The following is a 24657-nucleotide window of genomic DNA, read 5'->3' as shown; positions in this document are numbered from 1 at the left end:
AAGCCCGCAGGAGGGGTAATAGCGCGCCCGGCGAGCGTGGACGGCGCATCGAAGGGTGGCGGACGATGGACGGTGCCGGGCTCAGACTGAACATGAACGTGCTGGATTACGGAATCCTCGCGCTCTACTTCGTCACCGTGCTCGGGGTCGGTTTCGCCGCCCGCCGGGCGATCCGCACCAGCGTCGACTTCTTCCTCTCCGGGCGTTCGCTGCCCGCCTGGGTGACCGGCCTGGCCTTCGTCTCGGCCAACCTGGGTGCCCTGGAGATCATCGGGATGGCCGCCAACGGCGCGCAGTACGGCATCATGACCGTCCACTACTACTGGATCGGCGCCGTACCGGCGATGATCTTCCTGGGCATCGTGATGATGCCGTTCTACTACGGCTCCCGGGTGCGCAGCGTCCCGGAGTACCTGCGGCTGCGGTTCAACCGCCCGACCCACCTGCTGAACGCGATCAGCTTCGCGGTCGCCCAGGTGCTGATCGCCGGGGTCAACCTGTACGCGCTGGCGCTGATCATGCAGGCGCTGCTCGGCTGGCCGCTCTGGCTGGCGATCGTCGTCGGCGCGGCGATCGTGCTGGCCTACATCACCGTCGGCGGGCTCTCCGGCGCGATCTACAACGAGGTGCTCCAGTTCTTCGTCATCATCGCCGGGCTGGTGCCGATCACCGTCATCGGCCTGGTCAAGGTGGGCGGCTGGTCCGGCCTGATGGACTCGGTGCGCGACACGAAGCTGGGCGAGGCCGGGCTGCACGCCTGGGAGGGCACCGGCAGCACCGCGAACCCGCTCGGCGCGCACTGGCTGGGCATCGTGTTCGGGCTCGGTTTCGTGCTCTCCTTCGGCTACTGGACCACCAACTTCGCCGAGGTGCAGCGGGCCCTGTCGGCCAAGAACATGAGCGCCGCCCGGCGTACGCCGATCATCGCCGCGTACCCGAAGCTGGTCATCCCGGCGGTGACCGTGATCCCGGGCCTGATCGCGCTGGTCACCGTCAAGGGGCTGGGGGCCGAGTCCGGTGACCTGGTCTACAACAACGCGATTCCGCTGCTGATGCGCGACCTGCTGCCCAACGGGGTGCTCGGGATCGCGGTCACCGGCCTGGTCGCCTCGTTCATGGCCGGCATGGCGGCCAACGTCAGCGGCTTCAACACCGTCTTCACCTACGACATCTGGCAGGCGTACGTCCGCAAGGAACGGTCCGACGAGTACTACATCCGGATCGGGCGGATCGCCACCGTGGGCGGGGTCGTGGTGGGCATCGGCACCGCGTTCATCGCCGCCGGGTTCAGCAACATCATGAACTACATCCAGGCGCTGTTCTCCCTGTTCAACGCCCCGCTGTTCGCCACCTTCATCATCGGCATGTTCTGGAAGCGGATGAGCGCGCTCGCCGGTTTCTGGTCGCTGCTGGCGGGCACCCTGGCCGCGCTGGCGACCTACCTGCTCTACAAGGCCGGCGTGGTGCACTTCAACTCCGACCTGGAGGAGAGCTTCTGGGGCGCGGGCATCGCCTTCGTCACGGTCGCCGTGGTCGCGGCGGTGGTCACCCCGCTGACCCGCCCCAAGCGGGCCGAGGAGTTGCAGGGTCTGGTCTACGGGATGGGTGGGGTCGACCTGAAGGGCGACGTGCTCGCCGGGGACCAGGTCTGGTGGCGGTCGCCGGTGCTGCTCGGCGCGATCGCGCTGGTGCTGGCCGTGCTCTTCTACATCCCGGTCTTCTGAGCCCGGTCCGTCACGAGAGGGAGGCGCAGGCGTGGACCAGCACAGCGAACGCGCGAACGACCCGCAGGTCGCCGAGACCGAGAACGAACGCAAGCGGTCCGCCGCCGCCCGGCTGTTCGACATCCGCCGGGTCATCGGTGGTCTCTTCGTGGTGTACGGGGTGATCGTCGGCCTCGTCGGTCTCTTCGACTCGGCTGCCGAGATCGACAAGGCGCAGGGCGTCCGGATCAACCTCTGGGCCGGGCTGGCGATGCTGGCCTTCGGGCTGTTCATGCTGGCCTGGCAGTGGCTGCGCCCGGTGGTGCCGCCCAGCGCCGAGGAGGCCCGGGAGGTCTGAGCCGCCCGGCATGGGGTCGCCCGGAGGGGGTACCCGGGACGCGGGAAGCGTCTGGGACAGGAGGGCGGCACCATGACCGACCGTGACCCGAACCGACCGCTGGAGGAGCGCCCGGAGGTGGCCGCCGCGGTGGACGACGACTCCACCGTGCCGCGGTTCTCCCGGGGCGGCGCCGGTCCCGCCGACCCGGCGTTCGTCGCGCCGGGTGACCAGCCCGGTGCTGCGACCGAGGAGCTGATCGGTGACCCGTACGCCGCCGGGACCGGAGCCACCGGTACCGGCACCGGGGCCGGTGGGGACAACATCCGTACCGGGGCGGAGCAGCCCTGGGAACCGGAGGACCTGGTCATGGCACGCGGGCAGGACCTGACCCCGGAGAACCTGGAGCGGGCCCGGCGTGACCTGGCCGAGATGGGTCGGGCCGCGGTGGAACGTACCGTCCCCTGAGCCCCGGCCGGGCGGACCCGGTCCGTCCGGCGGACACGGGTGGGCCCCCGGCCCGACCTCTCGGTCGGACCGGGGGCCCGGGTGCGCCCGCCGCGTCAGTGCCTCACTCCAGCCGCGGCGGGCTGGTTCGTCAGAGCGCCGGGTAGGCGTTCTTCATGAGCTCCTGGAACTGCGCGGAGAACCAGGCGCCGGAGATCGGAGCGTTGGGCAGCGCGCCGCTCATGCTGTTGCCGTTGCGGGCGTTACCGGTGTAGGTCGGGTCGCACATCCGGTCGAAGCCCTTGCCCTCGTTGTTCGGGATGAGGGAGCTGGAGCCGTCGGACTCACCCGGGGGCTTCACCCAGACGTAGGCGTCGATGCCCGGCTCGGGGTTGGCCTTCGGCCGCTCGCCGAGACCCGCACCGGCCTGGTTGCACCAGTTGCCGGCGTGGAGCCGACGGTCGACACGGCCACCGTTGACGTAGGTGTCGACGCTGGTCGTCGCGCCCGGGCCGGTGGGCCGGGCGGTGCCGCCCCAACCGTTACGGGAGGTGTCGATCAGCATGCCGATGTTGCTGTTGAAGCCGACCGAGACCAGCTTGTCGCGGAACGCCTGGGCGAACGACAGCTCGTCGACGTAGTAGTTCCAGTCGATCCACTTGGACTGGCGGACGGTCTGGCCGTTCACCGAGTCGGTGATCTTGATGTACGGCTCCTTCAGGGCGGAGTAGTTCGCCGTGTTGGTGATGAAGCCGTGCACGTAGTTCACGTTGCTGCCGGAGGCGACGGCGGCGGTCTTCAGGATGTCGGCGGTCGGGCCGAAGTTGGTGTCCCAGCCCAGCCAGCCGTGGTGACCGGCGTCGATGTAGTTGTAGACGTTGCCGATCGGGCCCAGCTTGGACAGGGCGTAGCCGACGCCGTTGACGTACGCGCCGTTGGCCTTGACCACGTCACACTGCACGGTGCCACCGGCGTTGCCGGAGGTGTTGGTCACCAGGTTCGGCAGCGAGTCGATCTCGACGATGTTGATGATCCGCAGGCTGGCGTACTTGGCCTGGCTCTGGATCGCGGCGATCGGGTCGATGTACTCCGACTTGTAGCGCGGCAGCTCGTCGGCGGCCAGCTCACCGTTGGAGGCGAGCGCCGAGCAGTCCCGGCCGGGCAGGTTGTAGATCACGAACTGGATGTAGCCGGCACCCTGGGCGAGGGCGGCGTCCAGGTGGTCCTTGACGCCCATCGCGCCGTTGGAGCTGCTGTCGGTGGTGCCGTTGATCGCGGCGATCCGGTCCAGCCACACCGCGGTCGGGTTGTTGGAGATCCGGCTGCCACCGGCCTCGGCGTCCGCGTGGGCCTTCCACTCCGGGTTCACGTAGCCCTTGACCCCGGCGTAGGGGTTGTCCACCTTCTGCCCCGGCGGGGGCGTGGTGGGCGGGGGCGTCGTGGGCGGCGGGGTGGTGGGCGGCGGCGTGGTCGGCGGGGGCGTGGTGGGCGGCGGGGTGGTGGTCGGCGGCGGGGTGGTGGGCGTGACGCCGCCGCAGACCACCCCGTTCAGGGTGAACGAGGTCGGCTTGGGGTTGCTGCCGCTCCACGAGCCGTTGAAGCCGAGGGTGGTGCTGCCGCCGCGACCCAGCGAGCCGTTGTAGGACTCGTTGGTGGCGGTCACGTTCTGGCCGCTCTGGGACCACTTGGCCGACCAGCCCTGGGTCACCCGCTGGCTGCTGTTGGGGAAGGTGAAGCCGAGGGTCCAGTTGCTGATCGGGTCACCCACGTTGCGGATGGTGACGTTCGCGGTGAAGCCACCGGACCAGTCGTTGGTGGTGTAGTCGATGCTGCACTGGGTGGCGGCCTGCGCCGCGGTGACCGGGAGGGTCACCAGCCCGCCCGCGACCAGCACGCTCGCCCCGGTGAGGGCGAACGCCCGGCGTCGGGCGGACAGACTTCTCCACAGATTCATGCCTTTTGCACTCCTTGGGCGAGACCGGCACCACGAGGGGACCGGCAAGTGGCGCGTGAGCGTCCTGGGGTACGGACGAGCCCGGCGCCAACGGGACATCTCGGGGGGTTGCCCGACCCGGAGGACGGGCATGGTGGTGGTGAGCTTCACCGGCCCGCACGGACCGGTCGGCGGCGATGTCGTCCGGTGCACCGGTTGCCCTCGACCTCTGCCGTGCGCGGTGTGGCTCCCCGAACCGCGTGCAGCGATTCTTGCATGGGAGCGCTTCCATGGCAATGGCTCGATACTTCGCGGCAACCTGGCCGCAACGCCCGCACCGGCATCCGGGCCGCTACGAGCCTATCTCCGCCCAGCCCGGCCGGCAGCGCCCCGACCGCGCAGCCGGGTGGTAACACCGACACAAGCGGCTCAGGGGGCGTAAGGCGCGCATCATCGGTAAAGCCGAAAACACGAATATTTCCCCGAATAAGTCATGAAACCGTCTAACGTCGGTCATAGCTCGACTGTCGTCGGGCTCAGGACAACAGGGGATGGAGTGACGCAGGTCATGGCTAACAAGATGCTCGGGAAGGTTGTCGCGGGTGCCGCTCTCGGTGGCGCGTCCCTTCTGGTGTTCACGCCGGGGATCGCGTTCGCGGACGGTCACCACGACGGCGAGAGCCGGGACGGCAAGGTCATCGCCAAGCCGCATGTCGTCAAGCCCGGCGACAAGGTCAAGCTCATCGAGATCTGCCCGGAGGCGCAGGAACACGCCTTCGTCTGGTCCAAGGTCACCGGCAAGGTCAAACTCAAGCCCGCCGAGGGCCGCGGCGAGGAACACGGCGGCTGGAAGGACGACGAGGGCAGGGGCGAGGACCACGGCAAGGGCGAAGAGGGCAAGGGCGACGAGCACGGCAAGCCCGAGGAGGGCAAGGGCGAGGACCACGGCAAGGGTCCCGACGACAACGGCCCCAAGCCGCAGCCCCCGGCCGAGGGTGGACAGCCCCCGGCGGACGGCGGGCAGCCCCCGGCGGGCGGCCAGGGCGGTGGCTTCATGGCCGCCGACCAGGGCCCGGACCACGGCGGCAAGCCCGACGAGGGCAAGGGCGACGAGCACGGCAAGCCTGACGAGGGCAAGGGCGAGGAACACGGCAAGCCCGAGGAGGGCAAGGGCGAAGGCCACGGCAAGCCCGAGGAAGGCAAGGGCGAGGAACACGGCAAGCCCGAGGAAGGCAAGGGCGACGAGCACGGCAAGCCCGACGAAGGCAAGGGCGAGGAACACGGCAAGCCCGGCGAGGAGTCCGGCGAGCACGGCAAGCCCGGCTGGGACGAGGAGTCCGACGAGGGCGACTGGCAGGGCCACGAGGGCTACGGCCAGGACGACGAGTCCGGCTACGGCCACGACGAGGAGTCCGGTTACGGCAAGGACGAGGGCGGCTGGGAGCACAAGAAGGACTTCGTCTACTACGGCGAGGCCGAGGTGTCCCGGGACGCCCGTCCGGGCCGGTACGAGCTGAACGGCTCGTGCGGCGAGGGCGAACTGGTCGTCCTGCCGAAGGGCCACGTCGACGGCGGTGACGGTGGGATGACCACCACCGGTGCCGACCGGGGCATGGTCGCCGGCGGGGCCGGCATGATCGGCGCGGCCGCCCTCGGCGGCATCGTGCTGATGCGCCGGCGTCGGGCCGATGAGCTCGGCTGACCCGACGGCGACACGGGCCGGCGGCCGTCACGGGAGACCGTGGCGCGCCGCCGGCGCGGCCGTCGTCGTCCTCCTCGCCATGGCCGGCTCCGGCATGATCGGCGCCTCCATCCGGACCACGCCCCCGCCCCGTCCGCCGCAGCCGGCGGCCCAGGCCGCGCCGCAGAACGCCCCCACGGACACCCCGGCCGGGGACACCGGGCCGGTCGACGACCCGGACGCGCAGGTCCCCGCCGACGCGAGCGTGCCGCCGGGCCCCGACCCGCTGCCCCGCTCCGCCCCCACCTCGATCGTGATCCCCAGGATCGGGGTCAACGCGGGGATCATGCCGCTGGGCACCAACCCGGACGGCACGGTCCAGGTGCCCCCGCTGGACCAGGCCCAACAGGCCGGCTGGTACGAGCCGGGCGTCAGCCCCGGCGAGACCGGCAACGCGGTGATCGTCGGGCACGTCGACTCGGCGCAGCTCGGACCGGCGGTCTTCTTCCAGCTCGGCTCGCTCCTGCCCGGCGACACCGTCGCGGTGGCGCGGGCCGACGGCAGCACCGCCACGTTCACCGTCGACGAGGTGCGGTCCTACCCGAAGACGCAGTTCCCCACCGACCTGGTGTACGGCCCGAACGACCGTCCCGGGCTGCGGGTGGTGACCTGCGGCGGCCAGTTCGACCAGGCCGCCGGCAGCTACCAGGACAACGTGATCGTCTTCGCCACGCTGACGTCCTGAGCCGGCCCGGTCACCGCACGACCGCGCCCGTGGCGGAAGTCCCGCCCCGGGCGCGGTCGGCGTTCGGTCAGGCGGCGGCGGACGTCCGCACCAGGGTACGGATCTGCCGCAGCAGCACCGAGAGCGAGGCGAGATCCGCCCGCGACTCGTCGAACTCCCCCATCGCCCGGTGCGCCCGGTGGATCGAGGTGGCGTTCGACTGCTCCCACTGCAGCACCCGTTCCTGCGGCGGCAGGTCACCCGAGGTGGATTCGAGCACCTCCCCGGTCAGCGCGGCCAGCGCGGCGTACAGGTCGTAGCGCAGCGCCATCCGGGCCAGCGTCTGCCAGCGGTCCTCGCGCGGCAGCAGGGAAATCTTCGACAGCAGCGAGTCGACCCGGAACCGGTCGGAGAGCACGAAGTAGACCGAGGCCACCTCGCCGACGTCGCGGCCACTGGTCCGCGCCGTCTCCACCACGTCCAGCAGACCGAAGCTGTACATCAGCCGGGTCGCCCGCCCGGCCAGCTCGGCCGGCAGCCCCCGGGCGGTCATCGCGTCGATGTGCTCCTGCAACGACTCCCGCTCGCTGCCGTGGAACCGGTCCTGCAGGTCGGGCAGCAGCCGGGCCACCCCGTCGCGGAGCCGCTCGATCTCGGCCGGCACGTCGATCGGGGACCGCCGGTTGGTCACCAGCCACCGGACGGCCCGGTCGAGCAGCCGGCGGGTGTCCAGGTAGACGCTGGTCTGCAACTCCGGCGGAACCTGGTTGTCCAGCGCCTCGACCGCGTCCCACAGCTCGCGCAGCCCGAAGACCTCCCGGACCACCACGTACGCCCGGATCACGTCGGCCGCCGACGCGGCCGTCTCCTCGACGACCCGGAAGACGAACGAGATGCCGCCCCGGTTGATCGCCTCGTTGACCAGGACCGTGGTGACGATGTCCCGGCGCAGCCGGTGCCGGGCCATCCGGTCGGCGAACCGCTCGCGCATCGGCGTCGGGAAGTAGTTGACCAGGACGTCGGTCGTCCACTCCTCGTCCGCGAGCCCCTCGGCCAGGATCTCCCGCTCCAGCACGATCTTGACGTACGCGAGCAGCACCGCGAACTCCGGCGCGGTGAGCCCGGACTCGGTGCGTACCGCCAGCTCCTCGTCCGGGGGCAGCGCCTCCAGCGCCCGGTCGAGCTGGCCGGCCCGCTCCAGTTCGCTGATCATCCGACGGTGCACCGGCAGCAGCGAGGCGGCCTGGGCCTGCGAGTTGTTGATCGCCCGTGCCTGGTCGTAGTTGTCCCGCAGCACCAGCTCGGCTACCTCGTCGGTCATCTGGGCGAGCAGTTCGTCGCGGGCCGGCACGTCCAGCGCGCCGTCGGCGACCGCCGTGTTCAGCAGGATCTTGATGTTCACCTCGTGGTCGGAGCAGTCCACCCCGGCCGCGTTGTCGATGAAGTCGGTGTAGATCCGGCCGCCGGTCTGCGCGTACTCGATCCGGCCGAGCTGGGTGCAACCCAGGTTGCCGCCCTCGCCGACGACCCGGCAGCGCAGGTTCTTGCCGTCCACCCGGATCGCGTCGTTGGACTTGTCGCCGACCTCGGCGTTGGTCTGGCTGGACGCCTTCACGTAGGTGCCGATGCCGCCGTTCCAGAACAGGTCCACCGGTGCGGTGAGGATCGCCTTCATCAGCTCCGGCGGGCTGAGCTGGGTGACGTCGTCGGCCAGGCCGATGGCCGCCCGCACCTGCGGGGTGATCGGGATCGACTTGGCCCCGCGCGGGAAGATCCCGCCGCCTTCGGAGATCAGCTTCGGGTCGTAGTCCTCCCAGGACGACCGGGGCAGCCCGAACAGCCGCTGACGTTCCCGGAAGGAGGTGGCGGCGTCCGGGTCCGGGTCGAGGAAGATGTGCCGGTGGTCGAACGCGGCCACCAGCCGGATGTGTTCGGAGAGCAGCATCCCGTTGCCGAACACGTCGCCGGACATGTCGCCGACGCCGACCACGGTGAAGTCGGCCGTCTGGGTGTCGTGGCCCAGCTCGCGGAAGTGCCGCTTGACCGACTCCCAGGCGCCCCGGGCGGTGATGCCCATCTTCTTGTGGTCGTAGCCGGCGGAGCCGCCGGAGGCGAACGCGTCGCCCAGCCAGAAGCCGTGCGCCGCCGAGATCTGGTTGGCGATGTCGGAGAACGTGGCGGTGCCCTTGTCCGCCGCGACCACCAGGTACGGGTCGTCGGGGTCGTGCCGCACCACGTCCACCGGCGGCACGATGTCACCGGAGACGATGTTGTCGGTGACGTCGAGCATCGCCCCCACGAACTCCTGGTAGCAGGCGACGGCCTCGTCCCGGTCCCCCGGCTTCTGCTTGAGCACGAAGCCGCCCTTGGCGCCGACCGGCACGATCACGGCGTTCTTCACCATCTGCGCCTTGACCAGGCCGAGCACCTCGGTGCGGAAGTCCTCCCGCCGGTCGGACCAGCGCAGCCCGCCCCGGGCCACCGGCCCGTAGCGCAGGTGCACGCCCTCGAACCGGGGCGAGTACACGAAGATCTCGAACTTGGGCCGGGGCGCCGGCAGGTCCGGGATGGCCTGCGGGTCCAGCTTGAACGCCACGTACGGCTTGGGCCGCCCGTCGGTGCGCTTCTGGTAGAAGCTGGTCCGCAGGGTGGCCTGGATCAGCGTCAGGTAGGCGCGCAGGATGCGGTCCTGGTCGAGGCTGGCCACGTCGTCCAGGGCGACACCGATCGCGTCGACCAGTTCGCCGCTGCGTTCCCGGCGCTGCTCCGCCTCGCGCCCGTCCGGGGCGAACCGCGCCTCGAACAGTTCCACCAGCAGCGCCGCGATCCGCGGGTACGCGATGAAGGTCTGCTCCATGTACTCCTGGGAGAAGACCGCCCCGGTCTGCCGCAGGTACTTCGCGTACGCCCGCAGCACCACCACCTGCCGCCAGGTGAGGCCGCCGCGCAGGACCAGCTCGTTGAAGCCGTCCACCTCGGCCTCGCCCCGCCAGGCGGCGGCGAACGCGTTCTCCACGTGCGGGCGCACCTCGGCCAGCTCCTGGTGGCCCTCCGGCAGGCGCAGCCCGAAGTCGTACAGGAAGACCCGTCCGTCGATCCGGTCCACCTCGTACGGGTGCTCGTCGACCACCCGGACGCCCAGCGAGTGCAGCACCGGCAGCACGGCGGAGAGCATCATCGGCTCGCCGTAGCGGTAGACCTTGAACCGGACGTCCATCGCCTCGTCGGCCGGCTGCCCGGCCCGGGGCGCCCACTGCTTGCGGAACAGGTGCATCTCCAGCTGGCCGGGTTCCTCCAGCAGCTCCAGCTTGGCGAGGTCCTTCATCGCCTCGTACGGCGTGTGGGTGTCCTTGTAGCCCTCCGGGAACGCGTCGGCGTACCTGGTGAACAGGCGCTTGGACTGTTCGTCGCCGAGCTTGCGTTCGAGCACCAGCCGGTAGTCGTCGTCCCAGAGCCGGGTGGCGTCGGCCAACTCCTCGGCGAGCAGGTCGGCGTCGATGTCACCGGGCGGGTTGTTCGGGTCGGTCCGGACGATGAAGTGCACCCGGGCCAGCATCGACTCGGTGACCCGGGTGGTGTAGTCCACCCCGACCCCGTTCAGCTCCCGCAGCAGGATGTCCTGCATGCGCAGCCGGTTCTGGGTGGTGAACCGGTCGCGGGGCAGGTAGATCAGGCACGAGATGAACCGCCCGTACGCGTCGCGGCGCAGGAACACCCGCAGCTGCCGCCGGCCGGCCATCCGCAGTACGCCGGTCACCGCGTGGTACAGGTCGTCGGTCTTGATCTGGAACAGCTCGTCGCGCGGATAGGTCTCCAGGATCTGGAGCAGGTCCTTGCCGGAGTGGCTGCGCTGGCTCAACCCGGAGCGGTCCAGCACCTCGGCCACCTTGCGGCGGACCACCGGCAGCTCCCGCACGCTGGTCCGGTACGCCGCGGTGGAGAACAGGCCGAGGAACCGCCGTTCGCCGACCACCGCACCGGTCGAGTCGAAGATCTTGAAGCCGATGTAGTCCAGGTAGGCCGAGCGGTGCACGGTGGCCCGCGAGTTCGCCTTGGTGATGATCAGCAGCCGCTTCTCCATCACCTTCTCGTGCGCCTCGGGCGTCATCGACGACAGCGCCCGCGCCTCAGGCGAATCCGACCGCAGGATGCCCAGCCCGGTGCCGAGCACCGCCTCCAACGCCGGGCCGCCCTGGCCCCCGGAGTCGACCAGCCGGTACTCCCGGTAGCCGAGGAAGGTGAAGTGGTCGTGGGCGAGCCACCGCAGCAGCTCCACCGAGTCGGTGATGTCCTTCTCCGGCACCGGCGGGCGGTCGTCCGCCGTCCGGGCCGAGGCCAACTCGTCGGCGAGCGCCAGGGCCCGCTGGCGCATCTTCGGCCAGTCCTCGACGGCCTCCCGCACGTCGGTGAGCACCCGCTGCAACTCGCGGCGCAACTGGTCCCGCTGGTCGGCGTCGCGGACCGGATCGATCTCGATCCGCATCCAGCTCTCCACCAGGTCACCGGCGATCGCGTCGTCCGGCTCCACGTCGGCGGAGACCTCGGTCAGCCGGCCCAGCGGCTCCCGCCGGACCACCACCAGCGGGTGCACCAGCAGGTGTACGTCGAGGTGGTGGGCGTTGAGCAGGGCGGTCACCGAGTCGACCAGGAACGGCATGTCGTCGGTGACGATCTCGACGACGGTGTGGTGCTGGTCGGCGTCGGGGGGCAGGATGCGCAACTTCAGCTCGCCCGGCACCCGCTGCTGGGCCAGGTCCCGGTGCGCCCGCGCCGCGTCGAGCATTTCCTCGGCGGTGAACCCGATCAGCTCCTCGTCCGGCGCGAACCGCCAGAACCGGCCCACCAGGGTCGCCGCGTCGTGGTCGTCACCGGCCAGCGCCACCGCCTGCGCCACCAGGCGCTCCGCGTTGGGCACCGGCTCGTCGAGCTCGGCGTCCTCCACGTCCTCACCGAGCGCCTCCACCGGAAGGCCCAGGTCGTAGAGGGTGTCGATGCTCGAACCGGTCATCCCGGTCACGCCGCTGTCGAGTCGGCCGTAGCCGTCCCCGTCGATCGGCGGGCTGTCCCCGTCGGTCGCCGAATCGAAGCTGTCGTCCCGGCCGGTGTCGCTCTGCCGGAGGTCGGGTACCGGTTTGATCGCCGGACGCCGGTCCATCGGTGCCACTCCCCTCGACGACCCACCGCGTTGTGGGTCACTCTGCCGCCCCACCTTAGGCCCTGCCGCTTCGTGCCTCGGCCGGTGGACCACCGGTGGGACGTCCGGTTCGGGACTCTGGCCTGGCATCCGTGGCAGATGCACGATCGGCCGGGTGTCGAGTACCCCGCCTCGGGATGTTCATCACACCTCCGGGTGCACCACTTCGGGCGGCCCGCCGGGCCCGACCGACCCCGGCCGGCGACCGGGCCACGCCGACGTACGGCCTGGCCGGACGGCCCCGGCGACCGCACGGGGCGGTACGGGCGGCGACGGCGTACTAGCGTGCAGGGCAGCCCGCCGTCCGGAAGGTGCAGCTCCATGCCCCTGTCGTACCCCTACCGCCGCCCCGGCACGCCCCTGCGACGGGGGCTCGCGGCCCTGACCGCCACCGTGCTGGCGGCCGGCGCCCTCGTCGGCTGCTCCGCCGACGACGGGCTGACGGGCAGCGCGGACGCGTTCCTCGCCGGCTGGCGTTCCGGCAAACTGGACACCGTGGGCTTCGTCGACCCGACCGGGGCGAGAGTGCCCGCCGGCACCGTCGTCGAGGAGATCAAGGCCCTCTCCGGCGACCTCGCCGCCACCCCACCCGCCCTGCGGCGCGTCGGGGAGGCCGAGGTCACCAAGAACCTCGCCACCACCACCGTCGACATCCGGTGGACGCTGCCGGGCGGGGCGGCCTGGGCCTACCAGCGTCCGCTGCGGTTGCGGCAGAACTCCGGCGACGACAAGTGGCAGGTGATCTGGGAACCGCAGGTGCTGCACGAGCAACTGACCAAGGGCGACCGGTTGACGCTGCGGCGGACCGCCGCACCCCGGGCCGGGTTGCTGGACGGCGCGGGACAGCCGATCGTGACGCCCCGGCCGGTGGTCCGGATCGGACTGCAACCCGGCGAGATCCCGGACGTCGCGGCGCTGGTGGGGCGGCTCGACGCGGCGTTCCGGGCGGTCCGGCCGCCGATCAGCCCCCCGGTCGACCTCGCCGACCTGCCGCAGCGGCTCCGCGACGCCGACCCGGACGCGTTCGTCGAGGTGGTGACGTTGCGGGACGAGGCGTACCGGCAGATCCGTTCCCGGATCTACGACCTGCCGGGGACGAAGTTCCGGTCCGAGAAGCTCGACCTGGCACCGACCCGGGAGTTCGCCCGTGCCCTGCTCGGCACGGTCGACCCGGCGCAGGCCGACGACCTTGCCGCCCACCCCGACCGGTACGCCAAGGGCGACCTGGTCGGCCACGGCGGCCTCCAGGGCCGCTACGACGAGCGGCTGCGCGGTGCTCCCGGCACCACCGTGGAGATCCGCCGGCCCGCGCCCGAGGGCGGCAGCACCGTCGTCACCGAGGCGTTCCGGCAGGAGCCGGGCCCCGGCCAGCCGGTCCGCACCAGCCTCGACGTGGCCACCCAGAACGCCGCCGACGGCGCGTTGCGGGGCGAGAAGCGACGCTCCGCCCTGGTGGCGATACGGGTCAGCGACGGTGCGGTGCTCGCCGCCGCCAACGGCCCCGGGGCGGCCGGGGAGAACCTGGCCTTCACCGCCCAGGTGCCACCGGGCTCCACGTTCAAGACGGTCAGCGCCCTGGCCCTGCTGGACAAGGGCGCGGTGACCCCGCAGACCACCGTCGACTGCCCGAAGACCCGCGTGGTGGACGGCCGCCCGTTCAAGAACTCCGACGACTTCGTGCTGGGCAAGGTGCCGTTCCGTACCGACTTCGCGAAGTCCTGCAACACCGCGTTCGTGGCGCTGGCCCCGCAGCTCGGTCCGGACGGGCTGGCCGCCACCGGTCGTACCCTCGGGTTGGAGGGCTCGTGGGACCTCGGCGCCGACGTCTTCACCGGCAAGGTCTCCACCGGCGGCGGGCCGACCGAGCAGGCCGCCGCCGCGATCGGTCAGGGCACCACCGTGGTCAGCCCACTGGCCATGGCGGGGGTGACCGCAGCCGTCGCCCGGGGCCGCTTCGAGCAGCCGAAACTGGTGCTCGACCCGGCCCCCGCCGCGCCCGCAGCGGCCGGCCCGCCGCTGCGGGCCGAGTCGGTGGCGGCGCTGAAGACGATGATGCGCGAGGTGGTCACCGCCGGCACCGCCAAGGCGCTGGCCGACGTGCCGGGTGGCCCGGTGTACGGCAAGACCGGCACCGCCGAGTACGACGACGACCCGGCGCACACCCACGCCTGGTTCGTCGGGTGGCGGGGCGACGTCGCGTTCGCCGTCTTCGTCGAGCAGGGCGGATCGAGTACGGCCAGCGCCGTCCCGATCGCCGAACGCTTCCTCCGCGCCCTCCGCTGACGCCTCTCCCCCACCCGATTCCCGGCCTCGGCCCCTCGGGCCCGGTCTCGCGCTCGACGGGGGCGACGTAGCGGCATCCGGGTCGCGGGACAACGCCACATCGGCCCCGTTGCCGAGTCAGGCGGGCCGGGTCAGGCGGGCCGGGTCAGGCGGGCCGGGGCTCGGTCAGGCGACCGGCTCCTCGGCGCGGCCCGGCGCGTCGGCCGGGTCGGGGTCGGCGGGGTACGGCTGGGGTGGCAGCAGTCGGGGCGCGACGGCGTCCGGGGCGACGACCGGGGCCAGCCCGGCGACGACCGTGTTGACGATCTCGGCGGCGTACGCGCCGTCCGGGTCGTAGTCGGGGTCGAAGACGGTCAGCTCGACGCCGAGGCAGTGCGGGGTGTCCACCAGCCCGGCGAGCAGGATCTCCAGCTCGGCGAAGGCGATCCCGCCCGGGTCGGGGGCGTCCACGGCCGGCATCACCGCCGGGTCGAGCACGTCCACGTCGATGTGCACCCAGTAGCCGGCGCAGTCGGCCAACTGCTCGTGCGCCCACTGTGCGCTGCGGGCGGCCCCCTCGGCGCGCAGGGCCGGCACCGGCCGGGTGATGATCCCGGCGGCCTGGAGGTCGAGCCGGTACTCGTCCTGCGCCCGGATGCCGAGCACCACCACGTCGATGTCCCGGAAGTACGGTCGACGTCCCTCGATGGCGGCCAGGTCGGCCTGCCCGCGCCCGGTCACCAGGGCGAGGTCCTCACCGGCCGCCGCACCGACGTAGGAGGCGTTGCCGGGGTGCCGGAAGTCGGAGTGGCCGTCGACGAAGACGAGCCCGATCCGCCCGCCGACCGCCTCGCCGAGCCGGTGCATGGCCAGCGCCGAGCCGAGCAGCACCGAGCAGTCCCCGCCGAGGACCAGCGGGAACTCGCCCCGGTCGATGATCGCGCCGATCCGGTCGGCCAGCGCCGTCGAGTACCCGGAGATCTCCCGGGCGTGGCAGACCCCGTCGCCGGGCCGCCAGTCGCCCGGGTCGTACCGGGGGGCGGTGAGGCAGCCGGCGTCGCGGGCCCCGAGCCGGGCGAGCAGATCGTGGTCCCGCAGCGCCCCGGGGGCCTTGCCGCAGCCGGGGACGGAGGTGGAGGTGGGTGGGCGCAGACCCAGGTTGGTCGGCGCGTCGAGGACGGCGATTCGGCGCATCACGGGCTCCCGTCCTCGATGGTCGGCGGGCCGGCCGGGTGGCCGGCCCGCGCGGGGTGTCAAAGGATCAGAACAGGGCGCTGGCCAGGGCGCGACGGGCGGAGGCCACGGCGGGGTCGTCCGGGCCGGCGATGCTGAACAGCGAGACGAGGTGTTGGCGGGCCCGGTCCCGGTCGTCACCGGCGGTCCGCCGGACCAGCCCGACCAGTCGTTCGTACGCCTGCTCGGCCATCCCGCTGAGCACCTCGATGTCGGCGGCGAGGAGCTGGGCCTCGACGTCGTCGGGGTTGGCCTGCGCGGCGGCGAGGGCGGCCTGCGGGTCGGCGCCGGCGACCCGCCGGGCCACCCCGACCTGGGCCAGGCCGGCCTCGGCGGCGGCGTCCGCCGGGGACTCGGCGAGGATCTTGCGGTACGCCTGCTCGGCGGCGTCGAGGTCGCCGCTCATCAACGCGTCGTCGGCCTCGTCGAGGCGCGGGTCCTCCGGTTCGGCGACGGCGACGCCACCGGCCTTGAGCACGGCGGCGAGCCACTGCCGGAGCTGCGGCTCGGGGATCACCCCGGGGAAGGCGTCGATCGGCCGCCCGCCGACCACCGCGTAGACGGTGGGGATCGCCTGGATCTGGAACATCTGCGCGATCCGCGGGTTCTCCTGGACGTCGACCCGGGCCAGGACCCACTGGCCGGCCCCCTCGGCCGCCAGCCGCTCCAGCACCGGGGCGAACTGGTCGCTGTCCGGGTAGCCGGCCGCGCCGAAGAAGACCACCACGGGGGTGGTCATCGACCGTTCGAGCACCCCGGACTGGATGTTCGCCTCGGTCACGTCGAGCACGGCGGCGCCGCCTGCTGTGGCGGGACCGCCCGGTGCGCCGGTGGGTGCGCCGGTCTGGCTCGGTGTGGCGGGACGGGAACTGGCCGGGGCGGTGCCGCGCAGCGCGCTGAGGTCGACCGCGCCGCGGGTGAAGATCGACGAGGTGATCCGTGGGTCGCTCATGGTTACCTAGTCTCGCACGATCCCCACCGTTGTCGGCTCAGCCGCAACGCCCACAGTTGCCACTCTCACCTCCCCTTCTCCCCCTCCCGCCCCCCACCCCCCGTCCCCGCCCCCCACCCCGTCGATCATGGAGTCGTGGTGGGCGTAGCGCCCCTTTGGTGAGGCTCTGCCACCACCACAACTCCATGATCGACCGAGGGTGGGGGTAGGGGGTGGGGGTGGGGGTCAGAAGCGGGCGGGTTCGCGGTAGGTGCCCCATTCGGCGCGCAGGGCGTCGCAGATCTCGCCGAGGGTGGCTTCGGCGCGGACGGCGTCGAGCATGGGCGGGATCATGTTGCCGCCGGTGCGGCTGACCTCGACCATGCGGGTCACCGCCGCCGTCACCGCGGCGTCGTCGCGGGCGGCCTTGCGCTCGGCGAGGACCCGACGCTGCTCCAGCTCCACCTCGTGCGAGATGCGCAGGATCTCCAGCTCCTTGGCGGTCGTGCCGGTGTGGCAGTTGACCCCGACGATCTTCTTGTCGCCCTTTTCGAGGGCCTGCTGGTAGGTGAAGGCCGACTCGGCGATGTGGCCGGTGAACCAGCCGTCCTCGATGCCGCGCAGGATGCCGGAGGTCATCGGGCCGATCCGGTGCGGGCCGTCGCCGCCGAGCTGCCGGATCCGGGCGAAGATCTCCTCCGCCTCGGCCTCGATGGCGTCGGTGAGCGCCTCGACGTACCAGGAGCCGCCGAGCGGGTCGGCCACGTTGGTCACCCCGATCTCCTCCATCAGCACCTGCTGGGTACGCAGGGCGATCTCGGCGGATTCGTCGGTGGGCAGGGCGAGGGTCTCGTCCAGGGCGTTGGTGTGCAGCGAGTTGGTGCCGCCCAGCACCGCCGCCAGGGCCTCCACGGCGGTGCGTACCACGTTGTTGACCGGCTGCTGCGCGGTCAGCGACACCCCGGCGGTCTGGGTGTGGAACCGCAGCCAGAGGGCCTTCTCACTGGTCGCGCCGTAGACGTCGCGCAGCCAGCGGGCCCAGATCCGGCGGGCGGCCCGGAACTTGGCGATCTCCTCGAAGAAGTCCAGGTGCGCGTCGAAGAAGAAGCTCAGCCCGGGGGCGAAGACGTTGACGTCGAGCCCACGCGAGAGCCCCAGCTCGACGTAGCCGAACCCGTCGGCCAGGGTGTACGCCAGCTCCTGCGCGGCGGTGGAGCCGGCCTCGCGGATGTGGTAGCCGGAGACCGACAGCGGCTTGTAGCGCGGGATCTCGGCGGCGCAGTACTCCATCAGGTCGCCGATCAGGCGCAGGTGCGGCTCGGGGTCGAACAGCCACTCCTTCTGCGCGATGTACTCCTTGAAGATGTCGGTCTGCAACGTGCCGTCGAGCCGGGACAGGTCGATGCCCTGCCGCTCGGCGGCGACCAGGTACATGCAGAACACCGGCACCGCCGGGCCGGAGATCGTCATCGAGGTGGTGACGCCGGCCAGGTCGATGCCGTCGAAGAGCACCTCCATGTCGGCGGCGGAGTCCACCGCGACCCCGCAGTGCCCGACCTCGCCCAGCGCCTGCGGGTCGTCGGAGTCGCGCCCCATCAGGGTCGGCATGTCGAAGGCGACGGAGAGCCCACCGCCGCCCGCGCCGAGGATCATCTTGTACCGCTCGTTGGTCTGCTGGGCGTTGCCGAAGCCGGCGAACTGCCGGATCGTCCAGGCCCGACCCCGGTAGCCGGTCGGGTACAACCCCCGGGTGTACGGGAACTCGCCCGGCCAGCCGATCCGTTCGAACCCGGGGTACGCGGTGCCCTCGGGCGGCCCGTACACCGGTTGCACGGTGGTGCCGGACAGGGTGGTGAAGTCCGCGTCCCGCTTGCGCGCGGCGTCGTACCGGGCCTGCCAGCGTGCCCGTCCGGCGGCGATCTCGTCGGCGTTCATCCGCGGGGCTCCTCCTCGAGTCCTCGACCGAACCCCGAGTGTAGAACGAAGCCTGAACGATCGCTAAGGAAGCTCACCCGCCCCGCCCACCCCCTTCCCCCCACCCCCTCGCCCCGGTGATCAAGAGGTTCGCGTCAATCCGCCGGCCGATCGTGACGCAAACCTCTTGATCACCGGGGCAGGCGGAAGGGAGAAGGGGCGGGGTGGGCGCGGGGTGGAGGGGGGTGGGCAGCGAGGATGCGCGAGCATGCCGACATGGTGTTGCTAACATGCTGACATGATGTCGATAAGATTCGGGTCCGGGTGGGGCTCATGTTCCTAGCTGTCCGCGAGCTTCGGTTCGCCCGTGCCCGGTTCGGGCTGATGGGGGCGGTGATCGCGCTCATCGCCGTACTGGTGGTGCTGCTGTCCGGGCTCTCCGTGGGGCTGGTCAACGACGGGGTGTCCGGCCTGCAACGCCTGCCGGTGACCTCGTTCGCGTTCGCCGACGGCGTCCAACGCGACTCGGCGTTCTCCCGCAGCGTGATCGACATGAAGGCGGTCGACACCTGGGCCGGCCGGCCCGACGTGGCGCGGGCCACCGCGTACGGCAACACGCTGGCCAACGCCAAGAGCGGATCGGGCGTCGAGATCGACCTGGCGCTCTTCGGGGTACAGCCCGAATCGTTCCTCTCCCCCCAGGTCAGCGAGGGCGACCGGCTCGGCGCGCCGGGCGGGATCGTGGTCAGCCGGACCGCCGTCGACGCCGGACTGCGGGTCGGTGACACCCTCACGGTCGACCGGGTCGGCACCACCCTCACGGTCATCGGCGTCCTGCCCGGCCAGCACACGTTCGGGCACGTCGACGTGGGCTACGTCCCGCTGCGTACCTGGCAGGAGATCCGCGCCGGGCTCGGACCGGACGACCCGGTCCCGGCGCACGTCCACACCGAGATCACGGCGGTCGCGGTGCAGGCCAGGCCGGGCGCGGACGTCGACCTCGCGGGCGGCGACCAGGCGGCGGGCACCCGGAGCATGACGCTCGACGAGTCGTTCGGCGCCTCACCCGGGTACACCGCGGAGACCTCCACGCTCAAGCTGATCCAGTACTTCCTGTACGCGATCTCCGCGCTGGTCGTGGGGGCGTTCTTCACCGTCTGGACGATCCAGCGCAAGCACGAGATCGCCGTGATGCGGGCGATGGGCGCACCGACCCGGTTCCTGCTGCGGGACGGGCTGACCCAGGCGCTGATCCTGCTGCTCCTCTCCGCCGGTGTCGGCGTCGCCGCCGGTGTCGGGCTGGGCAGCCTGATCGGCGGCGGCGGTGTCCCGTTCGCCCTGGAGGCGTCCGCGGTCGCCGGGGCGAGCCTGCTGTTGATCGTGCTCGGTCTGCTGGGAGCGGTCGCGGCGATCATCCGGATCACCGCGGTGGACCCGTTGACGGCGTTGGGAGCGAACCGATGAGCACGCACACCGACAACCCCGGATCGGCGGCCGGCACGGGTGACCCGGCCGCGCGTCAGCTCGACGGGCTGCACATGCGGGACGTCTGCCTGCGCTTCGGCGACGGTGAGGACACCGTGCTCGCGCTGGACGGGGTCTCGCTCACCGTCGCGCCCGGCGAGTTCGTCGCCGTGGTCGGCCCCTCAGGTGCCGGCAAGTCGAGCCTGCTGGCCGTCGCCGGCGGGTTGAGCGTGCCGACGTCCGGCTCGGTCCGGGTGGCCGGGCGGGACATGGCGGTGGCCAACCGCCGGGCCCGCACGACGCTGCGGCGCGAAAGCGTCGGCTTCGTGTTCCAGTCGGGCAACCTGCTCCCGGCGCTGACCGCCGTGGACCAGCTCCGGCTGCCGACCCGGTTCGGCCCGGTGACGAACGGCACCCCACGCGACCCGCGCACCCTGCTGGCCGAGGTGGGCATGGCCGGCAAGGCCGACCGGCGACCCCACCAGCTCTCCGGTGGCGAGCGTCAGCGGGTGGGCATCGCCCGCGCCCTGGTCACCAACCCCCGGCTGCTGCTGGTCGACGAGCCCACCGCCGCACTGGACCGGGTACGCAGCCACGAGGTCGTCGAACTGCTCGCCCGGGAGACCCGGGAGCACAGCGTCGCGACCGTCATGGTCACCCACGACCAGGACGTCCTGCGGCACTGCGACACGGTGTACGAGATGATTGACGGGAAACTCACGCCAGCCTGACCGAAGGATCCGCCGGTGCCGAAGATCCAGGCAGCCACCGTCGCCGAGCACCGTGCCCGGCAACGCGCGGCGATCCTGGACGCCGCCCGGTCGATCCTCGCCGAAGGTGGGTCGGAAGCGCCGAGCCTGGCCGCGGTCGCCGCGCGGACAGGCCTGGCGCGTCCGAGCGTCTACCAGTACTTCAGATCCCGCACCGACCTGCTCGACGCGGTCATCGTGGACCTGCTCCCCCGCTGGTCGACCTACGTGACGCAGCGGATGCGCCGGGCCAGCACCCCCGGCGACCGGGTCCTCGCCTACGTGGCGGCCAACCTCCATCTGGTCGCCAAGGGCGAACACGCGGTCTTCCGCGGGCTGTCGGCGATCGCCTCCCCGGAAGCGCTCGCCGAACCCAGCCGTCGCCTCCACGAACAGTTACGCGCCCCGCTCGTGGAGGCCCTCGCCGAGCACGGCGCGCCCGACCCGGCCGGCACCGCCGAACTCATCCAGGCGATCGTCTACACCGCCTCCCACATGATCGAGAACGGTGTCGGGGAGGCCAAGGCCCGTTCGCTCGCGCGCGGGCTGCTGGAGCCGTACCTGCGGCAACCGACCGACTGACCACACCACCGGCGGCGGCCGGCGCAATGGTCGTTCCCATTCCGCGACGGCGCGGTCCGGATCAGGTGTAGAGGACCAGGTGCCAGTGCGGGTTGTGGCTGGCGGAATAGTTGCAGGCATAGTCGCGGTACCGCGAATTCGGCAGCTCGACCGCATTGCTGCCGGCCTGGTAACAGGCGGTGCTGTTGGTGAACCACCCGCCGCTCACCGAGCCGGCGCTCGCGGCGGCCGCCGTCGTCGCCAACGTCAGCGACACGGCGCCGACGACGAGCGCGCCGGAGACGCCGAGCCGGGTGGCCATTGTTCCGATCCTGGTCACGGTGTTCCTTCCCTTCCTCGGTTCGGAGACCGCGCCCCGGGCGCACAGAATGTGCCCGGGCCCGAGATCAGTTTCACCGTTCCTGTATACACGCGTACATCACGGCATTCAAGAGCAGCAATACGTCCCCCGAAAAGGGGCGGGTGGTGTCCGGCCCGCAGGCCCGGTCAGGAGCTGATCTGGGCCAACAGCTCGTCCGCCGCCGCGTACGGGTCCAGCGCCCCCTCGGCGACCTTCGCGGCGAGCGCCGGCAGCTCCGTACCGTCGCGCAGGGAACCGATGCGGGCACGCAGGATGCCCAGCGCGATCGCCTCGATCTCGGCGGCGGCCCGCTTCTCCCGGCGGCGGCGCAGCTCGTCGTGCTGCTCCAGCCAGGCCCGGTGCTTGTCGATCGCAGCGGCGATGTCGTCGATCCCCTCGCCGCGCGCGGCGACCGACCGGACCACCTGCGGACGCCACTGCCCCGGCCCGCGCTCGCCCAGCGCGATCATGCCCTGGATGTCGCGGACGGTGTTGTCCGCGCCGTCCCGATCGGCCTTGTTGACCACGAAGACGTCGGCGATCTCCAGGATGCCGGCCTTGACCGCCTGGATCGCGTCGCCCATCCCCGGGGCGAGCAGCACCAGCGTGGTGTCGGCGAGCGACGCCACCTCCACCTCGGCCTGGCCGACCCCGACCGTCTCCACCAGCACCACGTCGCAGCCGGCACCCTCCAGCACCCGGACCGCCTGCGGGGTCGCCGCGGACAGCCCGCCGAGGTGACCCCGGCTGGACATCGACCTGATGTAGACGCCCGGGTCGGTGGCGTGATCCTGCATCCGCACCCGGTCGCCGAGGATCGCCCCGCCGGTGAACGGGCTGGACGGGTCGATGGCCAGCACCCCGACCCGGTGCCCGCCCGCCCGCAACGCCCGCACCAGCTCGTTGGTGGTGGTCGACTTGCCCACCCCCGGGGAACCGGTCAACCCGACCACCTGGGCCTGCCCGGCGTACGGCGCGAGCGCCGCCGCCACCTGCGGCAGCACCTCGTCACCGGACTCCACCAGGGTGATCAGCCGGGCCACCGCCCGGGGGTCACCCTCGCGCGCCCGGGCCACCAGCATCGGTACGTCCCGACTGCGACGAACCGGGACAGCGGCCGGGGCGGGGGCGTTCTCGACAGTCACTGGGCCACCTTCGCTCACGACTGCGGGGCTCGCAAACCCCGCTCACTCCTCGCGCTCACCACCGAGCCACCTTCGCCCCACGACCACGCGGCTCGCAAACCCCGCTCACTCCTCGCGCTCACCACCGAGCCACCTTCGCCCCGCGACTACGCGGCTCGCAAACCCCGCTCACTCCTCGCGCTCACCACCGAGCCACCTTCGGTCACGACTACGGGGCTCGCCAACCCCTGTCGCTCCCCACGCTCGCAGACCCGGGGCGCGGGTCAGCCCTGGGCGTCGGCCGGCACGTGGATGATCAGGGCGTCGCCCTGGCCGCCACCGCCGCAGAGTGCCGCCGCGCCGGTACCGCCGCCGCGCCGCTTCAGCTCCAGCGCGAGGGTGAGCACCAGCCGGGCACCGGACATGCCGATCGGGTGCCCCAGCGCGATGGCGCCGCCGTTGACGTTGATCTTGTCGGCGCCGACCCCGAGGTCCCGCGCGGACTGGATGCCGACCTGGGCGAACGCCTCGTTGATCTCGATGAGGTCGAGGTCGTCGATGCTCAGGCCGCCCTTCTTCAGGGCGTGCTGGATGGCGTTGGACGGCTGCGAGTGCAGGGAATTGTCCGGGCCCGCCACGTTGCCGTGCGCGCCGACCTCGGCCAGCCAGGCCAGGCCCAGCTCGTTCGCCTTGGCCTTGCTCATCACGACCACGGCCGCCGCGCCGTCCGAGATCGGCGACGAGGTGCCGGCGGTGATCGTGCCGTCCTTGGCGAACGCCGGGCGCAGCTTGGCCAGCGACTCGGCGGTGGTGTCCGGCCGGATGCCCTCGTCCTCGCTGATCACCAGCGGGTCGCCCTTGCGCTGCGGGATGACCACCGGGGTGATCTCGTCGGCGAAGTGGCCGTTCTTCTGGGCGGCGGCGGCCCGCTGGTGGCTGGCCGCCGCGAACGCGTCCTGCTCCTCGCGGGTGATGCCGTGCCGTACGCCGAGCCGCTCGGTGGACTCGCCCATCGAGCAGCAGTCCCAGGCGTCACTGAGCCCGTCGTGGGCCATGTGGTCCTTGATCGTCACGTCGCCGTACTTGTAACCGGCGCGCTGGCCGAGCAGCAGGTGCGGGGCGTTGGTCATCGACTCCATGCCACCGGCCACCACGATGTCGAACTCGCCGGCCCGGATGAGCTGGTCGGCCAGGGCGATCGCGTCCAGGCCGGAGAGGCACACCTTGTTGATGGTCAGCGCCGGCACCGACATCGGGACGCCCGCCTCCACCGCCGCCTGCCGGGCGGGGATCTGCCCGGCACCGGCCTGGAGCACCTGGCCCATGATCACGTACTGCACCTGGTCCGGGGCGACCCCGGCGCGCTCCAGCGCCGCCTTGATCGCGATGCCGCCGAGTTTCGTCGCCGGCAGGTCCTTCAGGTTGCCCAGCAGCCGGCCCATCGGGGTCCGCGCGCCGCTGACGATGACCGATGCCACTGTCTGCCTCCGAGGGGGGTACCGAGCTGTACGCCTTAACGGCTGTTCGGCCAGACTAGCGTCATGGCTGAGAACTCCCCCGTCGAGCCCGCTGCCGACTACGTCACAGACATCGGGCTGCGCCGTATCGACCACGTCGGGGTCGCGGTCGCCGACCTGGACGCCGCGATCGACTTCTATCAGCGCACCTTCGGGATGCGCTGCATACACGAGGAGACCAACACCGAGCAGGGCGTACGCGAGGCGATGATGGCCGTGGGCCCGACCGCCGAGGGCGGCTGCGTGCAGCTGCTCGCCCCGTTGTCGCCGGAGTCGACCATCGCCAAGTTCCTCGACCGCAACGGCCCCGGGGTGCAGCAGGTGGCGTACACGGTCGCCGACATCGACGCGGCCTGCGCGATCCTGCGCGAGCGCGGCGTACGGCTGCTCTACGACACCCCGAAGCGCGGCACCGCCAACTCCCGGGTCAACTTCGTCCACCCCAAGGCCGCCGGCGGCGTCCTCATCGAACTCGTCCAACCCGCCGACACCCCCCACTGACACTGTCCTCTCCCCGCGTCC

General features: G+C 71.8%; 17 protein-coding genes and 1 pseudogene. 10 read left to right on the top strand and 8 right to left on the bottom strand.

Annotated features, from left to right (window positions below; translation table 11 throughout):
* Positions 1 to 65: 65 nt before the first annotated feature.
* From ACN265_RS04700 to ACN265_RS04690, 3 genes are all read left to right on the top strand, one after another.
* Positions 66 to 1724 (top strand): sodium:solute symporter family protein, encoded by a 1659-nt coding sequence (locus ACN265_RS04700; protein WP_357927952.1) that lies wholly within the window; start codon positions 66 to 68, stop codon positions 1722 to 1724.
* A 31-nt stretch (positions 1725 to 1755) separates the two neighbouring features.
* Positions 1756 to 2061, top strand: a complete 306-nt coding sequence (locus ACN265_RS04695) for a hypothetical protein (protein ID WP_145921429.1) — start codon at positions 1756 to 1758, stop codon at positions 2059 to 2061.
* A 72-nt stretch (positions 2062 to 2133) separates the two neighbouring features.
* Positions 2134 to 2508 carry a hypothetical protein gene (locus tag ACN265_RS04690; protein ID WP_421406140.1) on the top strand — a complete coding sequence of 125 codons (375 nt, stop codon included), beginning with the start codon at positions 2134 to 2136 and terminating at the stop codon, positions 2506 to 2508.
* Between the two features lie 130 nt (positions 2509 to 2638).
* On the opposite strand, the gene ACN265_RS04685 is transcribed toward ACN265_RS04690, so the two are convergent.
* Positions 2639 to 4441 (bottom strand): glycoside hydrolase family 6 protein, encoded by a 1803-nt coding sequence (locus tag ACN265_RS04685; RefSeq protein ID WP_421406138.1) that lies wholly within the window; start codon positions 4439 to 4441, stop codon positions 2639 to 2641.
* A gap of 547 nt (positions 4442 to 4988) precedes the next feature.
* Between ACN265_RS04685 and ACN265_RS04680 the strand changes: the two genes are divergently transcribed.
* Positions 4989 to 6122, top strand: coding sequence for a hypothetical protein (locus tag ACN265_RS04680; RefSeq protein ID WP_421406136.1), 1134 nt, complete (start codon positions 4989 to 4991; stop codon positions 6120 to 6122).
* On the top strand, positions 6109 to 6846 hold the full coding sequence (locus ACN265_RS04675; RefSeq protein ID WP_421406134.1) for a class F sortase: 738 nt from the start codon (positions 6109 to 6111) through the stop codon (positions 6844 to 6846). The genes ACN265_RS04680 and ACN265_RS04675 overlap by 14 nt, the downstream gene beginning before the upstream one ends.
* A 67-nt stretch (positions 6847 to 6913) precedes the next feature.
* Here ACN265_RS04675 and ACN265_RS04670 read toward each other — a convergent pair whose 3' ends face one another.
* A complete protein-coding gene (locus ACN265_RS04670; RefSeq protein WP_421406133.1) occupies positions 6914 to 11980 on the bottom strand; it encodes an NAD-glutamate dehydrogenase in 5067 nt (1688 codons plus the stop codon).
* Positions 11981 to 12340: 360 nt separating this feature from the next.
* On the opposite strand from ACN265_RS04670, the gene ACN265_RS04665 reads away from it, so the two are divergent.
* The gene (locus tag ACN265_RS04665; protein WP_421406132.1) at positions 12341 to 14302 is read left to right on the top strand and encodes a penicillin-binding transpeptidase domain-containing protein; all 1962 of its coding nucleotides are present in this window, start codon (positions 12341 to 12343) and stop codon (positions 14300 to 14302) included.
* Positions 14303 to 14542: 240 nt separating this feature from the next.
* On the opposite strand, the pseudogene ACN265_RS04660 reads toward ACN265_RS04665, so the two are convergent.
* From ACN265_RS04660 to ACN265_RS04650, 3 genes and pseudogenes are all read right to left on the bottom strand, one after another.
* A pseudogene (locus ACN265_RS04660) lies at positions 14543 to 15478 on the bottom strand (arginase family protein); the annotation flags it as partial.
* 64 nt (positions 15479 to 15542) lie between these two features.
* Positions 15543 to 16466, bottom strand: coding sequence for a tetratricopeptide repeat protein (locus ACN265_RS04655; protein WP_204928122.1), 924 nt, complete (start codon positions 16464 to 16466; stop codon positions 15543 to 15545).
* Between the two features lie 225 nt (positions 16467 to 16691).
* On the bottom strand, positions 16692 to 18380 hold the full coding sequence (locus ACN265_RS04650) for an acyl-CoA mutase large subunit family protein (RefSeq protein WP_421406129.1): 1689 nt from the start codon (positions 18378 to 18380) through the stop codon (positions 16692 to 16694).
* A 312-nt stretch (positions 18381 to 18692) separates the two neighbouring features.
* Here ACN265_RS04650 and ACN265_RS04645 point away from each other — a divergent pair, with 312 nt between their 5' ends.
* The 3 genes from ACN265_RS04645 to ACN265_RS04635 are packed head-to-tail and all read left to right on the top strand — an operon-like array spanning position 18693 to position 21154.
* A complete protein-coding gene (locus ACN265_RS04645) occupies positions 18693 to 19823 on the top strand; it encodes an FtsX-like permease family protein (RefSeq protein WP_421406128.1) in 1131 nt (376 codons plus the stop codon).
* Positions 19820 to 20554 carry an ABC transporter ATP-binding protein gene (locus ACN265_RS04640; protein ID WP_420117280.1) on the top strand — a complete coding sequence of 245 codons (735 nt, stop codon included), beginning with the start codon at positions 19820 to 19822 and terminating at the stop codon, positions 20552 to 20554. The genes ACN265_RS04645 and ACN265_RS04640 overlap by 4 nt, the downstream gene beginning before the upstream one ends.
* Positions 20555 to 20569: 15 nt before the next feature.
* Entirely contained in the window at positions 20570 to 21154 is a 585-nt protein-coding gene (locus tag ACN265_RS04635) for a TetR/AcrR family transcriptional regulator (protein ID WP_421406127.1), read from the top strand.
* 61 nt (positions 21155 to 21215) lie between these two features.
* Here the strand turns inward: ACN265_RS04635 and ACN265_RS04630 are convergent, their stop codons facing one another.
* From ACN265_RS04630 to ACN265_RS04620, 3 genes are all read right to left on the bottom strand, one after another.
* Positions 21216 to 21473: a hypothetical protein gene (locus ACN265_RS04630; RefSeq protein ID WP_357927944.1), complete on the bottom strand. Its 258-nt coding sequence runs from the start codon at positions 21471 to 21473 to the stop codon at positions 21216 to 21218.
* A gap of 167 nt (positions 21474 to 21640) precedes the next feature.
* Complete coding sequence (gene meaB, locus ACN265_RS04625; RefSeq protein ID WP_357928123.1) at positions 21641 to 22576, bottom strand: methylmalonyl Co-A mutase-associated GTPase MeaB; 936 nt, start codon at positions 22574 to 22576, stop codon at positions 21641 to 21643.
* A gap of 326 nt (positions 22577 to 22902) precedes the next feature.
* Entirely contained in the window at positions 22903 to 24096 is a 1194-nt protein-coding gene (locus ACN265_RS04620) for an acetyl-CoA C-acetyltransferase (protein WP_204928126.1), read from the bottom strand.
* A gap of 63 nt (positions 24097 to 24159) precedes the next feature.
* Between ACN265_RS04620 and mce the strand changes: the two genes are divergently transcribed.
* Positions 24160 to 24636, top strand: coding sequence for a methylmalonyl-CoA epimerase (gene mce, locus ACN265_RS04615; RefSeq protein ID WP_204928127.1), 477 nt, complete (start codon positions 24160 to 24162; stop codon positions 24634 to 24636).
* Positions 24637 to 24657: the final 21 nt, after the last annotated feature.

It is taken from the genome of Micromonospora sp. WMMD730 (assembly GCF_049178955.1).
Lineage (GTDB): Bacteria > Actinomycetota > Actinomycetes > Mycobacteriales > Micromonosporaceae > Micromonospora > Micromonospora wenchangensis.
The sequence above is the reverse complement of the archived record's forward strand: the minus strand, read 5'-3'. Positions and strand labels throughout refer to the sequence as shown.